General features: G+C 44.2%; 13 protein-coding genes and 1 tRNA gene. 9 read left to right on the top strand and 5 right to left on the bottom strand.

Annotated elements, in window-relative coordinates; all coding sequences use genetic code 11:
• Nucleotides 1–20: 20 nt before the first annotated feature.
• Nucleotides 21–746, bottom strand: coding sequence for a TrmH family RNA methyltransferase (locus tag VC82_RS10550; RefSeq protein WP_045802343.1), 726 nt, complete (start codon nt 744–746; stop codon nt 21–23).
• 23 nt (nt 747–769) lie between these two features.
• Here VC82_RS10550 and tamL point away from each other — a divergent pair, with 23 nt between their 5' ends.
• From tamL to accD, 3 genes are all read left to right on the top strand, one after another.
• Entirely contained in the window at nt 770–3,343 is a 2,574-nt protein-coding gene (tamL, locus tag VC82_RS10545; protein WP_045802342.1) for a translocation and assembly module lipoprotein TamL, read from the top strand.
• A gap of 61 nt (nt 3,344–3,404) precedes the next feature.
• Nucleotides 3,405–4,472, top strand: coding sequence for a class II fructose-bisphosphate aldolase (fbaA, locus tag VC82_RS10540; RefSeq protein ID WP_045802341.1), 1,068 nt, complete (start codon nt 3,405–3,407; stop codon nt 4,470–4,472).
• A 15-nt stretch (nt 4,473–4,487) separates the two neighbouring features.
• Nucleotides 4,488–5,348, top strand: a complete 861-nt coding sequence (gene accD, locus VC82_RS10535) for an acetyl-CoA carboxylase, carboxyltransferase subunit beta (RefSeq protein WP_045802340.1) — start codon at nt 4,488–4,490, stop codon at nt 5,346–5,348.
• Between the two features lie 53 nt (nt 5,349–5,401).
• On the opposite strand, the gene VC82_RS10530 is transcribed toward accD, so the two are convergent.
• Nucleotides 5,402–6,283, bottom strand: a complete 882-nt coding sequence (locus tag VC82_RS10530) for a hypothetical protein (protein WP_045803390.1) — start codon at nt 6,281–6,283, stop codon at nt 5,402–5,404.
• Between the two features lie 268 nt (nt 6,284–6,551).
• Here VC82_RS10530 and rpsO point away from each other — a divergent pair, with 268 nt between their 5' ends.
• The 6 genes from rpsO (at nt 6,552) to VC82_RS10500 (ending at nt 13,301) form a co-directional block, all read left to right on the top strand.
• Complete coding sequence (rpsO, locus tag VC82_RS10525; RefSeq protein ID WP_045803389.1) at nt 6,552–6,821, top strand: 30S ribosomal protein S15; 270 nt, start codon at nt 6,552–6,554, stop codon at nt 6,819–6,821.
• A gap of 221 nt (nt 6,822–7,042) precedes the next feature.
• A complete protein-coding gene (locus VC82_RS10520) occupies nt 7,043–9,262 on the top strand; it encodes a polyribonucleotide nucleotidyltransferase (protein WP_045802339.1) in 2,220 nt (739 codons plus the stop codon).
• Nucleotides 9,263–9,411: 149 nt separating this feature from the next.
• Nucleotides 9,412–10,275: a sigma-70 family RNA polymerase sigma factor gene (locus VC82_RS10515; RefSeq protein WP_045802338.1), complete on the top strand. Its 864-nt coding sequence runs from the start codon at nt 9,412–9,414 to the stop codon at nt 10,273–10,275.
• Nucleotides 10,276–10,832: 557 nt separating this feature from the next.
• Nucleotides 10,833–11,609: a leishmanolysin-related zinc metalloendopeptidase gene (locus tag VC82_RS10510; RefSeq protein ID WP_052698993.1), complete on the top strand. Its 777-nt coding sequence runs from the start codon at nt 10,833–10,835 to the stop codon at nt 11,607–11,609.
• Nucleotides 11,610–11,661: 52 nt separating this feature from the next.
• Nucleotides 11,662–12,321 carry a ribulose-phosphate 3-epimerase gene (gene rpe / locus VC82_RS10505; RefSeq protein ID WP_045802337.1) on the top strand — a complete coding sequence of 220 codons (660 nt, stop codon included), beginning with the start codon at nt 11,662–11,664 and terminating at the stop codon, nt 12,319–12,321.
• Entirely contained in the window at nt 12,321–13,301 is a 981-nt protein-coding gene (locus VC82_RS10500) for a YpdA family putative bacillithiol disulfide reductase (RefSeq protein WP_045802336.1), read from the top strand. The genes rpe and VC82_RS10500 overlap by 1 nt, the downstream gene beginning before the upstream one ends.
• A gap of 127 nt (nt 13,302–13,428) precedes the next feature.
• Here VC82_RS10500 and VC82_RS10495 read toward each other — a convergent pair.
• The 3 genes from VC82_RS10495 to VC82_RS10490 all read right to left on the bottom strand — a co-directional run bounded on the left by VC82_RS10495 (nt 13,429) and on the right by VC82_RS10490 (nt 14,263).
• Nucleotides 13,429–13,502 (bottom strand) — tRNA-Arg (locus tag VC82_RS10495).
• Nucleotides 13,480–13,740, bottom strand: coding sequence for a GIY-YIG nuclease family protein (locus VC82_RS15975; protein ID WP_084598203.1), 261 nt, complete (start codon nt 13,738–13,740; stop codon nt 13,480–13,482). The genes VC82_RS10495 and VC82_RS15975 overlap by 23 nt, the downstream gene beginning before the upstream one ends.
• 70 nt (nt 13,741–13,810) lie before the next feature.
• Nucleotides 13,811–14,263, bottom strand: coding sequence for a GatB/YqeY domain-containing protein (locus tag VC82_RS10490; protein ID WP_045802335.1), 453 nt, complete (start codon nt 14,261–14,263; stop codon nt 13,811–13,813).
• Nucleotides 14,264–14,348: the final 85 nt, after the last annotated feature.

Genomic DNA, 14,348 nt, shown 5'->3' with positions numbered 1-14,348 from the left:
TAAAAGCAAACCGCCATTGGTTAACCGTCTCTTCTGATCTCATTGAGTAAAACGGCGGTGGCAGTGGCCACATTCAAACTTTCAGAACTCTTTTCACCATACTGCGGTATCGAAATTTTCTTGTCAACCAATTTTTCTATTCCATTTGAAATGCCGCTGGCTTCGTTGCCCATGACAAGCATTCCTTTTTCCGGAAACTTTTCCCGATAGACATTTTCTCCATCCATGAAGGCCCCATAGACAGGCAGGTTGGTGGCGGCCAAAAAGTGTTCTAAATCTTCATATATGACATTGACCCTGGCCACCGAGCCCATGGTTGCCTGTAGCACTTTCGGGTTATAAACATCGACCGTGTCATTTGAACAAACCAAATGTGCGATACCGTACCAATCACAAAGGCGGATGATGGTGCCCAGATTGCCCGGGTCTCTCACGGCATCCAAGACCAACACCCAATCTGAAGTATCCACAGGCCTTGTTTGTGGTATTTTGAATACCCCGAGAACCCCGCTGGGGGTCTTTAGTCCGCTCATTTTTTTCATGTCAGAAGCAGCGGCCGATGAAATTTGAAAGTGGGTATTGCCCATTATGCCGATTTCGGTTTCATACAATGCCACCGGTTCCATACCGCCACTTAAAAGGTCACCCACGAGCTTTTTTCCTTCGGCGACAAACATTTTATGTTGACTTCGGTACTTTTTTTGCTGTAAGCTTTTTACCAGTTTTATTTGGTTTTTCGTAACCATTAAATAATGTATTTTTGGTCTCTATGAAGGGTATAGCAGTTCGAGGTATCTGGGCAAAAATAATGCTATTGTTGCTCACCTTCGTCTATATGGGCTGTAATACCCTGAAAAAGGTGGGAGATGATGAGCTTTTGCTTACCAAAAACACCATTTATACCGATGAGAAAGCTGTCAAGGATGCGGAAATTAAAAACCTTATCGTACAAAAGCCCAACAGTAACCTGCTGGGCTATCCGCTTCGTTTGAACCTCTATAACCTCGCCAAAGAAGATCCTGATTCGCTTTTTAGAGACTGGCTGTACAAAAAAGATAAGCGCGAAAAACGTTTGGCCAATCTGATCTCGAAAAAACAGATCAACGCCCTCAGCACTTCCTTTTTTGTAAAGGGCTGGAGTGAATTGTTGAAACGGATCGGCGAACCACCCGCTATTATCGATACGGCCAAAACACGAAAATCAACGGAGTTGTTGCAGGCCTATTATGGCAGCAAGGGCTATTTCAACAACACGGTCGATTATCACATTGTAAGCGGCAAAAGAAAAAAAAAGGCGGAAGTCGAATACAAGGTAGACCTAGGCACCCCCTTTATGGTAGACTCGCTTGCAACCAACATAGTGTCAAAACAATTGGATTCCATATATCGCGAGCATGCAGAACTATCGGTTGTGAAGGAAAACCAACAATTTGACCTGGCCAACTTTGACAATGAACGGAAAAGGCTTACCAATCTATTTCGCAATACGGGTGTTTACAATTTTCAGGAAAGCTCGGTGAACTTTGACGTTATCAGAGATACGACCCAAGCGGCCGAAGACCGTAATATGGATGTCATTCTTAATGTTAGAAAACCGCGCAGTGCAAACGATACCGAAAACACACCTAGCAACTACAAGATCCACCGCTTCAAAAAAATCAACATCTATGCCGATTATCTTTTCAGCGAAGGAACCGACTCATTGCAATCGATAGAATTTGAAGACTATACCATTTTCTACAAAGACAAATTGCGATATAAGCCGAAAGCGTTGACCGATGCCATCTTTTTCAAGAAAGACAGTATCTACAGGGATATCGACTACACAAGGACCAATCGGCAGATTACCAACTTGAACACGTTTAGGTACCCGAACATCGAGTTCATTCCCGACTCCACCGAGGCCCGATTGGTTTCAAACATTTACCTGTCTCCCCGCCCCAAATATTCGTTGGGACTCAACTTTGATCTGACCCACTCGAACATTCAGCAGGTAGGTACCGCCCTTAGTACCTCTGTGACCTCCCGAAATGTGTTTGGCGGGGCCGAGACCTTGAATATTTCGGCACGTGGATCCATAGGTCTATTGAGCGATGCCTCTTTGGGAGATGGCGATTTTACCTCTGAAATCGGGGGTGATGTCAACATTACCTTTCCGAGAATCTGGTTTCCATTGAACACTGAAAAGGTGATTCCCTATTACATGCTCCCGCAAAGTAGGTTGTCTGTAGGTACCAACTTTCAAAAGAATATTGGGCTTGACCGTCAATCGTTCAATACCATCTTATCTTACAACTGGCAGCCCACAGATTTGCTGAAAAATACCGTTGAACTGCTGAACATTGAATTTGTACGAAACACCGACACCAAAGACTTTTTTAGAGTTTACAATAACACCTACCAACGGTTAAATGAAATTGCCAGTGATGATTTTTATCAAAACAATACCCAACTAGATTCATTGTACAATGAAAACGGTAGTTTAACCATACCCGATGGTGCCAACGATTTCATAAATGCTGTTTTGGAAGAAGGCGTTAGCCAAAGTCTTGTAGATACAAGGGATGTTCGCAGTATTCGTGAGCGTCGCGACCGTTTGACAGAGAACAACCTTATCTTTACATCTAGCTATACTTTCATCAAAAACAATAAACAAGGAACCAATGATTTGAGCTTTTATCAGTTCAGACTAAAACTCGAGAGCGCCGGGAATCTGCTTTCTGCCGTATCAAATATAATACCGTATGAAAAGAACAGCAATAATCAATCTTTAATTTTTGGAGTTCCTTTCTCGCAATACTTTAAAACTGAACTTGATTACATCAAACATTGGCAAACCTCGAGCACCGATGTATTGGCATTTCGAAGCTTTTTTGGTATAGCCATACCCTACGGCAACTCAAACAACATACCCTTTGTAAGGAGTTATTTTGCTGGAGGCTCCAATGATAACCGCGCATGGAACGCCTATGAATTGGGCCCTGGCAGCACATCAAACCTCAACGATTTCAATGAGGCCAATCTAAAACTGGCCTTAAACCTTGAGTACCGTTTTCCGATAGTGGGCGACATAAAAGGGGCGCTTTTCGCCGATGCCGGCAACATTTGGAACGTTTTTGAAAACCAAGACAACGAAGAGGCCATTTTCACCGGCTTTGATTCGCTCAAAGACATTGCCCTGGGCACAGGTTTCGGCCTTCGGTACGACTTTACCTACTTTGTGTTCAGGGTCGATACTGGGTTCAAAACCTACAATCCGGCCGAAGAGCCCACTAAACGTTGGTTCAGCGACTATAACTTTAGAAATGCGGTCTTTAACGTGGGTATCAACTATCCGTTCTAGTGCAGACTAAATATTTTATTACTTTTGTTCACTGTTTTAACCCATAACTAACTCAAGAAACATGTCCCACAATATAAAGCCAGGCGTTGCCACAGGCGATGAGGTACAAGCCATCTTCAACTATGCCAAAGAAAAAGGGTTTGCCCTACCGGCCGTGAATGTAATCGGTTCAAATTCGATGAACGCGGTAATGGAAACAGCTGCAGCGCTCAATGCTCCCGTCATTATACAATTTTCCAATGGTGGGGCACAGTTCAATGCAGGCAAAGGACTTTCAAACGAAAACCAAAGAGCGGCCATTCTAGGGGCCGTTGCCGGTGCCAAACATGTACACGAAATGGCCGAGGCCTATGGTGCCACGGTTATTTTGCATACCGACCACTGTGCCAAAAAGTTACTACCCTGGATCGATGGCCTTTTAGATGCCAGCGAGGCCCATTACAAGGTAACCGGAAAGTCACTTTACAGCTCGCATATGATCGATCTTTCGGAAGAGCCCCTTGAAGAGAACATTGAGATTTGCAAAAAATATTTGAAGCGCATGTCTAAAATGGACATGACACTTGAGATTGAATTGGGAGTCACCGGTGGCGAGGAAGATGGTGTCGATAACACCGATGTCGACAGTTCAAAACTGTACACCCAGCCAGAAGAAGTAGCTTATGCCTACGAAGAGTTGTCAAAAGTGAGCCATCGCTTTACCATTGCTGCTGCCTTTGGAAACGTGCATGGAGTCTACAAGCCGGGCAATGTGAAGTTGACGCCCAAAATCTTGAAAAATTCACAGGAATATGTTTCAAACAAGTTTGGTGTCGAACACAACCATATCGATTTTGTCTTTCATGGCGGCTCGGGTTCCACCCTTGAAGAAATAAGGGAGGCCATTGGCTATGGGGTCGTAAAGATGAATATCGACACCGATCTGCAATATGCCTTTTTGAGCGGTGTTCGAGACTATGTCTTGAACAAAAAAGATTACCTATTGGCGCAGATAGGCAACCCCGACGGTGATGACCAACCCAACAAAAAGTTCTATGATCCGCGGGTATGGTTACGCGAAGGCGAAAAAACATTCTCAGACCGTCTTAAAAAGGCCTTTGAAGACCTTAACAATGTAAATACACTATAACAAAAAACCCTTATTATGTCGTCTTGGTTCAAAAGGAAGGAAAAGGGAATACAAACTTCCACAGAAGAAAAAAAAGACACCCCAAAGGGGTTATGGTACAAATCACCGACCGGAAAAATTGTAGAGTCTGAAGAACTGGCAAAGAATTTCTATGTTAGCCCTGAAGATGATTACCATGTTCGAATAGGAAGCAAAGAATATTTTGAGATTCTTTTTGATGACAATAAATTTAAAGAGCTGGATGAGAAACTGACCTCAAAAGACCCCCTCAAATTTGTTGACACCAAAAAATATTCAGACCGCCTAAAAGCTGCCCAAAAGAAGACCGGCCTTAAAGATGCCGTGCGCACTGCCGTGGGCAAGTCTATGGGCAAAGACCTCGTGGTTGCCTGTATGGACTTTGCCTTTATCGGGGGATCAATGGGTAGTGTGGTCGGCCAGAAAATTGCCAGGGCCGCAGATTATGCCAAAAAGAAAAAGATTCCCTTTTTGATCATATCAAAGTCAGGGGGCGCCCGAATGATGGAAGCGGCCTACTCTCTCATGCAGTTGGCCAAAACCTCGGCCAAGTTGGCCCAATTGGCAGAGGCCAAAGTGCCCTACATCTCATTGTGTACCGATCCAACCACCGGCGGCACCACCGCCTCTTACGCCATGTTGGGCGATATCAACATCGCCGAACCAGGTGCTCTTATTGGTTTTGCCGGCCCACGTGTGGTAAAAGACACTGTGGGCAAAGAGTTGCCAGAGGGCTTTCAAACAGCAGAATTTGTCAAAGAGCATGGCTTCTTGGATTTTATCGTACATCGAAGAGATTTAAAGAAGAAGGTGAATCTCTACATCGACCTGATAACAAACCAACCCATTCGAGAATAGCAAAAGCCCCAGCAGAAACGCCGGGGCTTTTTCAATTTTGTTCCTATCTTAATCTATTTCCAAAATCTTCTGAGAAAGACTTCCTTAGAAGTTCCGTCAGGATAGGTCAGCAAACCTTTCGCATCACAGCTGCCATCTCCAAAGTCAAGGCTCGCCGTGGCATCGTTCCTAGAAATTTCCAATACACCGCTGACAAGAAACCTACAGGCCATCTCACGCCTAAGTGGTACAATAATCTCTTTTGAGAAAACATTGCCCTGCTTTCCTGTAAAGGTAGCGTTACCGGTAATCAAGAAAACGTTGTCTCCCCAAAAACCTGACCCATAGCCCTCTATCCACTCGCGGGTACGCGTACCGGCAAACGATGCATTGGTACCATCAGGCCATGTGGCACTGAAATCAGCGTTGGCGGTACCTTGTGGATTGCCATTTTCGTTGGCGCGTTGGCGTAGTATATCGGCACCACCTTCGACCGAGACACCATTAAATGTGAAATTCTCAAGGGAAAGTGCCAAAGTTTTGGTGACGGCCTCCATATCTTTTTCATAGCTCAAATGGATGATACCGCCCAGAACATTACCATTGGGCAATTCACAACCCTCACCAAAATCAATGGTCTTTTCCTTTGTTGTACTAGTCACAACAGTGGTAATGGTAACACAGTCAGGCAAAAAATCGGATGCATATCCAAATTTTGAGGTCTCCGAGATTTCATCCGTGGCATAGACATCTTCGGCAACCGCCACAACTTCTTCCGAAATAAGTTCGGCTTCATCGCTATAATTCAACTCGGTGCTTGTGATCACCTCTTCACTGTTCAGGTCTTCTTCAACAGAAGACTCATTCTTGCTACAAGAAACAAAGACCATCACCGAAAATACGGCAAAGCCTGCCAACACATTTGTAAAGTTCAATTGTTTGAGACACTTTTTCATTTTTTCAATTTTTAATTGTTTAACAATAGGTGATAATGAATTCGCCATTGGAGAATATTGCTAGCATCAAATCCGAAGATGGCTCATTTCATAATATCAATTTTTGAAGTTTCGTAGGTATGACAGGTTGAAACCAAAAAGGTTTAATTGTTTGTTAAAAATTTTTCCTTCGAAAAAAAGAATTATCTTTGCGCCCTGATTGTATGTCCCTGAGCTAGACAAAGGAATTATCAATCAGATACATAAAAATCATTTTAACAATATTGGCATGTATTTGACAAAAGAAACAAAAGCAGAAATTTTCAAAAAATACGGTGGTTCTGAGACCAATACGGGCTCGACCGAAGGGCAGATCGCCTTGTTCACACACCGCATCAACCACTTGACAAAACACCTCAGAGAAAACCACAAGGATTTCAACACTGAGCGTTCTTTGGTAAAATTAGTGGGTAAAAGACGTAGTCTTTTAGATTATTTGAAAAAGAAAGATATTGCTAAATACCGTACGCTTATTAAAGAACTCGGTATCAGAAAATAAAAATATGGGGAACATTTTCCCCATATTTTTTACGCCTATCCATTCTTGTTTAGCAAACCGGCAATGGAACAGGGGTAAAAAAGTCCCTTAAACAAGGGCAACACAAAAAGCTACCTATTAGTTTTTCATTGGTCGACAACACAACACAACACGGTCGCCATACTGGCGACAGACCCAATGTTTAACTAGCCCATTCTATATGGTGGGCAATATTAAAATGTATGATTCCAAAAACTTTCAAAGAGGTCATTGACCTCGGCGATGGAAGGGAAATCTCCATCGAAACAGGAAAATTGGCCAAGCAGGCCCACGGTTCTGTTGTGGTTAAATCGGGCAATTGCATGCTCTTGTGCACAGTTGTCTCAAATTACAAGGCATCTGACGTAGATTTTTTACCGTTGACGGTTGACTACCGTGAAAAATTTGCCGCGGCAGGCCGTTACCCAGGTGGATTCTTCAAACGTGAGGCAAGGCCCAGCGACGGTGAAGTATTGACGATGCGTTTGGTCGACAGGGTTTTGAGACCTTTGTTTCCGAAAGATTACCATTGCGAGACACAGGTAATGATCCAATTAATGTCGCATGATGATGAGGTCATGCCCGATGCCATGGCCGGATTGGCAGCGTCGGCAGCCATACAACTTTCAGACCTACCGTTCGAATGCCCTATTTCGGAAGTACGAGTAGGACGTGTCAACGGCGAATTGATCATCAACCCTACTAGGGCCCAATTGCTAGAATCTGACCTCGATATGATCATTGGCGCCTCTGCAGATTCTGTAATGATGGTAGAAGGTGAGATGAGTGAAATTTCTGAGGAAGAAATGGTCGAGGCCATCAAATTTGCCCATGAGGCCATCAAAGTCCAATGTGCTGCACAGGTCCGTTTGGCCGAGGCGGTCGGGAAAAAGGAAACCCGTGAATATGACGGCGAACCTGAAGACGAAGCGCTTGAGAAAAAGATACGTGACATGGCCTATGACAAGGTCTATGCCATTGCCAAAGCAGGGTCTTCCAAAAAAGAGCGAAGCGAGGCTTTCTCACAGATAAAGGAGGAAATCATGGAATCGTTTTCTGAGGAGGAACTCGAAGAAATCGGCCCAATGATTTCAAAGTACTACTACAAAGCCGAAAAAGAAGCCGTTCGAAACCTGACATTGGATGAAGGTTTACGTTTGGACGGAAGAAAAACCGATGTGATACGCCCCATTTGGTGCGAGGTCGACTATTTGCCCTCTACCCACGGATCGGCTATTTTCACAAGAGGCGAAACCCAGGCACTGGCCACGGTGACCCTAGGTACTTCAAGGGAAGCGAACGTTATCGATATGCCATCATTCGAAGGGGAAGAAACATTTTACCTCCATTACAACTTCCCTCCGTTCTCAACGGGCGAGGCACGCCCGATCAGGGGCACCTCAAGAAGGGAAGTGGGCCACGGTAACCTAGCACAACGTGCGTTGAAAAGAATGATTCCTGAAGATTGCCCTTATACCGTTCGTGTGGTGTCTGAGGTACTGGAATCAAATGGCTCGTCTTCAATGGCCACGGTCTGTTCGGGCACTATGGCCTTGATGGATGCCGGTATTCAACTTAAAAAACCTGTTTCTGGCATCGCCATGGGATTGATCACTGATACCGATACCGGCAAGTATGCCGTTCTTTCCGATATCTTGGGCGATGAAGACCATTTGGGCGATATGGACTTTAAAGTAACCGGTACTGCCGATGGTATCACCGCATGTCAAATGGACATTAAGGTAAAAGGGCTTTCTTACGAGATTTTGGTCAAGGCATTGATGCAGGCCAAAGAGGGCAGGACGCACATCCTTGAAAAACTGATTGAAACCATTGCCGAACCAAGGCCTGATGTCAAGGCACATGCTCCAAAAATTGTCACTACGGTAATACCTGGTGAATATATTGGTGCATTGATCGGCTCTGGTGGAAAGGTAATCCAAGAGTTGCAAAAAGAAACAAAAACGACCATCGTCATCAACGAAGACCCTGTTACAGAAGAGGGAATCGTTGAAATCTTGGGCACCGACCAAGATGGTATCGATAGGGTACTTGCCAAAATCGATTCCTTGATGTTCAAGCCAGAGGTAGGCAGTGTCTATGAGGTAAAAGTGATCAAGGTGCTCGATTTCGGTGCCGTGGTCGAATATACCGAGGCTCCAGGCAACGAAATATTGTTGCACGTTTCTGAACTGGCATGGGAGCGCACCGAGAACGTGACCGATGTGGTCAACGTGGGCGATGTGTTCGATGTCAAATACTTTGGTGTGGATCCCAGAACAAGAAAAGAAAAAGTATCACGCAGGGCCTTGTTGCCAAAGCCCGAGGGATATAGGGAAAGACCTCCACGCGATCGTGACAACAGAAATCGCGGCAATGATAGAAGACGTGATAATCGTAATCGCGGACCGCGAAGAGACTAAAAACAGTTTTTTAAGAAAAAGCCCCGAAATTCGGGGCTTTTTTTATGCCAAAAACAAATAATTATTAGCGAATTGTAACTTTTTCACTTTTTATACGTATAACTTAATGAGTCTATCGTTTGACAATAAAAATTGAAGGGAGAATTTAGATGAGACAGTTAAAGATCACAAAACAGGTTACCAATAGGGAAACCGCCTCGTTGGACAAGTATCTACAAGAAATTGGCAAGGTCGATTTAATCACTGCTGAAGAAGAGGTAGAACTGGCCCAACGTATCAAGGCCGGAGACCAAGCGGCTTTGGAAAAGCTTACAAAGGCCAACCTTCGATTCGTGGTTTCAGTGGCAAAACAATACCAAAATCAAGGATTGACGTTGCCAGATTTGATCAATGAAGGAAACTTGGGTCTTATAAAAGCTGCCCAGCGTTTTGACGAAACACGTGGTTTTAAGTTCATTTCATATGCCGTTTGGTGGATTCGCCAGTCTATTCTGCAAGCGTTGGCCGAGCAATCACGTATTGTGCGCCTACCATTGAACAAGATCGGTTCTATCAACAAGATCAATAAGACATTTGCTTATTTAGAGCAGGCGCATGAGCGTCCGCCCTCAGCGGAAGAAATCGCCAAAGAGCTTGATATGACCGTCGAAGACGTAAAGCAGTCTTTAAAGAACTCAGGGCGCCATGTTTCTATGGATGCGCCTTTGATCGACGGTGAAGATTCTAACCTGTACGATGTATTGCGCAGCGGCGAGTCGCCCAATCCTGATAAGGAACTGTTGCATGAATCACTTCGGACCGAAATCGAGCGGGCATTGGAAACCCTGACACCAAGGGAAGCCGACGTCATTCGCCTATACTTTGGTCTGGCAGGGCAACACTCGATGACTCTTGAAGAGATTGGTGAAACCTTTGACCTTACACGCGAACGGGTACGTCAGATAAAGGAAAAAGCTATCCGTAGGTTGAAACACACCTCAAGAAGCAAGATTTTAAAGACCTATTTGGGGTAATTGTTGATAAAATCATCCCAAACAAATTACAGTTAAATAAACCTTAAATTGTTTTTTTGGCAAGAAAATTGTAATTTAGTACACTACAACAGTTTATCATGACTGTTCGTTTTTTGATTGATGAATAAACTCCGGCTGATTACCGGAGTTTTTTCATTTACCAGCATTCCTAAAACTATTTAATATAGAAGTCTCCAGTTTACCCGACATCCATTTCGGCATTGTCTTTACAACATTTATATTATTGGTTTTAAGATTTTTAGCGCTCTGTACTTCAAAATCGATAAAATAGTGGATTTACTGGAAGAAATCGCATCACAGAAAAGAAAAGAATAATCCCGTTATTCAGATTTAATTTTTTTAGAAAAGCAGTTATAAACACCTCCCTCAGTCCTTCCTTTTTAGGAGGGAAGCAAAATTCACCCTCTAGAAAGTGGGGATCAAGGGCTGTGTACTATCATCAGAATTACTATATAATTTTTATCACCACCAATTTGCAACTTTGTTAAATTTTCATCCAAAAATGGCTAAAAACCATATTTCAACGTACATATAATATGGCGTTTACCATTGAAATACGGTTTTTAGGAGGATTGACCGAAACTCAAATAGTGGTTTTTGAAACCGCCGCCAATCGATGGTCAGAGATAATTACAGAAAGTCTGCCCCCTGTGCAACTGGCCAATGGCAACATCGTCAACGATGTACGCATCGATGCCCAAGGTGTGAGCATTGATGGCCCATCAGGTATTCTGGGCCAAGCGGGGCCCACACAGCTTCGCCCAGGAAGCTTTTTGCCCGCAACCGGTATGATGCGCTTTGACAGCGCCGATCTGGCCCGGATGGAAGCTGAAAGCAGCCTTATGGATGTGATTGTGCATGAAATGGGCCATGTTCTGGGCTTTGGCACCCTTTGGTCAGCAAAATTCTTGAACCTTATCGAGGGCGAGGGTTCTGAAAATCCGGTGTTTTTAGGTAAAAATACCATTAGAGAATACCGGCAGTTGACAAATGATGATAATGTTTCATCAGTGCCCGTCGCAAATACGGGCGGTAGGGGGACCCGTGATGGCCATTGGCGTGAAATGGTCTTTGACAATGAACTGATGACCGGTTTTATAGACTTGGGCGACAATCCGTTGAGCCGTCTATCGGTGGCCGCCTTTGACGATATGGGCTATAATGTTGATTACGATGCGGCAGATACTTATCGACTACCCGCTAAAGAAACGCTGGCATTGAAGGTAGTCGACAAAAACCGTCAATGCAGAATGTGCTCCCAGAAAATTATGAGAACCGACCCCGTGGTGCTCCCTGAAAGTTGTTACCTCTAGCGCTGAAATCCTCAAAAGCATTTGTGTATTTTTGTATCCGATAATGTAAAATATGGATTCAAGAAAAGTCGCTCCCTCCCTATTGGCCGCCGATTTTGGCAATCTACAGCGTGATATTGAAATGGTCAACCAAAGCCAAGCCGATTGGTTTCACCTAGATATCATGGACGGGGTTTTTGTACCCAATATCTCTTTCGGAATGCCGGTGGTAAAGGCTATTGCGCAGCACGCCAAAAAACCACTGGATGTACACCTGATGATTGTAGACCCTGATCGCTACATCAAAACCTTTGCTGAACTTGGGGCCGATGTCCTGACCGTCCATTACGAGGCCTGTACCCATTTGCACCGTTCTCTCCAGGCCATCAAGGCCGAGGGCATGAAGGCAGGTGTAGCCATTAATCCACATACCTCTGTAACCCTTTTGGAAGATACCATACAAGATATCGATTTGGTGTGCATGATGAGCGTAAACCCAGGTTTTGGCGGGCAATCCTTTATTGAGAACACTTACAAGAAAGTAAGCGAGCTCAAAAACATCATTGAAAAAAGAAAGGCAGTTACCTTGATTGAAATCGATGGTGGCGTAAATGCCGGCAACGTCAGAAAACTGGCAGATGCAGGTGCAGATGTATTCGTGGCCGGTAGTTTTGTGTTCAAGAGCGAGGACCCCATCGAAACCATCAAAACCCTAAAACAAAAAATTGTTTGATGCAACATTTTGATGTCATCATAATCGGTGGTGGCCCCATTGGTATTGCGTGCGGACTTGAAGCCAAGAAAAAAGGCCTGTCCTATGTAATTATTGAGAAAGGCCCCATTGTAAACTCATTGTTCAATTACCCCATCAACATGCAGTTTTTTTCGTCTTCCGAAAAACTGGAAATCGACGAAATACCCTTTATCAGCAAAGATGCCAAGCCCAAGCGAAATGAGGCCTTGGAATATTACCGAAGAATAGTGGTCTCAAATAAATTGAACATCCATCTGTTTGAAAAGGTGTTGGATGTTACCAAGGAAAAGGGAATTTTCGAAGTCAAAACGGACAAAGACGGATATACTGCCCAAAACGTAATAGTGGCCACAGGTTTCTATGACCTTCCCAACAAAATAAACGTACCTGGTGAAGACCTACCCAAGGTTTCCCACTACTATAAAGACCCCCATTTTTATGCCAGTCAAAAGTTGGCCGTGATCGGGGCCAGCAATTCAGCTGTCGACGCCGCTTTGGAGTGCTGGCGGAAGGGCTCTGAGGTCACCATGATAATCCGAGGCCCTGAAATTGGGCAGCGTGTCAAATACTGGGTACGGCCCGATATTCTCAACCGCCTCAAAGAGGGAAGCATTAAGGCGTATTACAACTCTACCGTAAAGGAAATCAAGGAGAAGGAAATCATTATCAACGCCCCTGGAGGCGAAGTTGTTTTGGAAAATGATTTCGTATTGGCCCTCACCGGCTATATGCCCAATTTCAACTTCTTGAAAAAACTGGGGATTGAACTATCCAAAGATGAAAAACGCTTGCCCACCTACAATCCCAGTACCATGGAAACCAATGTTGATGGGCTTTACCTGGCAGGTGTTATCTGTGGTGGCATGGAAACCCATAAATGGTTTATAGAGAATTCACGTGTGCATGCGCCCATCATCATGGATGCCATTTTGGAAAAACAACAGAAAACGGTTTCCTGAACAACAATCTGAAGTTCTTAGCATTAATCGGCTGCGCCCTTCCTCACAACGCTCCGCTTTGAAAATAGCCAAAACAAAAAAACGCTCAAGCAAGCTTGGCGTTTTTTCTTGTTGAACTATTTATTCGTGACCGCGGGAGGATTCGAACCCCCAACCCTCAGAGCCGAAATCTGATATTCTATCCAGTTGAACTACGCGGCCAATTGATGTTACTCTTCATCCACCTTCTTCCTGTGGCTGATTTCAAATACTTTTCTCGTTCTCTTGCATCTTTTCTGTACTCGAACGATTCAAAATGTACAACTTGCCAAGGCCTGTATTTTGCAGAATAGAACGATTTACCATGGTTATGCTCTAAAAGCCTTCTGTTAACATCGGTTGTCATTCCAGTGTACGTCTTTTCGTGTTTTCGGCTGTAAAGAACGTAAACAAAATACATTTCTAATTCTTTCTATCCAGCCCGCCTTGCCCGACGCAAGTAGAAGCAGGTTGAACTACGCGGCCTTATCTTATGAACTCAATTTTGTCCTTACAATACTAGATATGGTCTTGCCATCGGCTTGACCAGCCAATTCTTTGGTAACAACGCCCATGACCTTGCCCATATCTTGCATTCCGGATGCCCCCAAAGAGTCAATGGTCTGCACCACAACTTTTTCAATTTCCTCTTCGGTAAGCTGTTCTGGCAAAAACTTCTCTATTACGGCTACTTGGGCCAATTCTGGTTGTGCCAAATCATCTCGACCTTGCTCTTTGTAAATGGCGGCACTGTCTTTGCGCTGCTTTACGAGCTTCTGCACCAGCTTCACCTCTTCTTCTTCTGTCAGTTCACCGCTGGCACCCTTTTCGGTCTTTGCCAAAAGAATGGCCGATTTGATAGCTCGTAATGATTCCAAGGCCACTGAATCCTTGGCCTTCATCGCAGCTTTCATCTCTACCATTACCTTTTCTTGCAATCCCATTATTGACCTTTTAGGGCTGCGAAGATAATAAAGAATTTCCTCAAAACCTCAATCCTTAAGTATTGCCATAAATTTATGCCAGCCA

The organism is Flagellimonas lutaonensis, assembly GCF_000963865.1.
Lineage (GTDB): Bacteria > Bacteroidota > Bacteroidia > Flavobacteriales > Flavobacteriaceae > Flagellimonas_A > Flagellimonas_A lutaonensis.
This window is presented reverse-complemented; position numbering and strand designations above follow the sequence as displayed.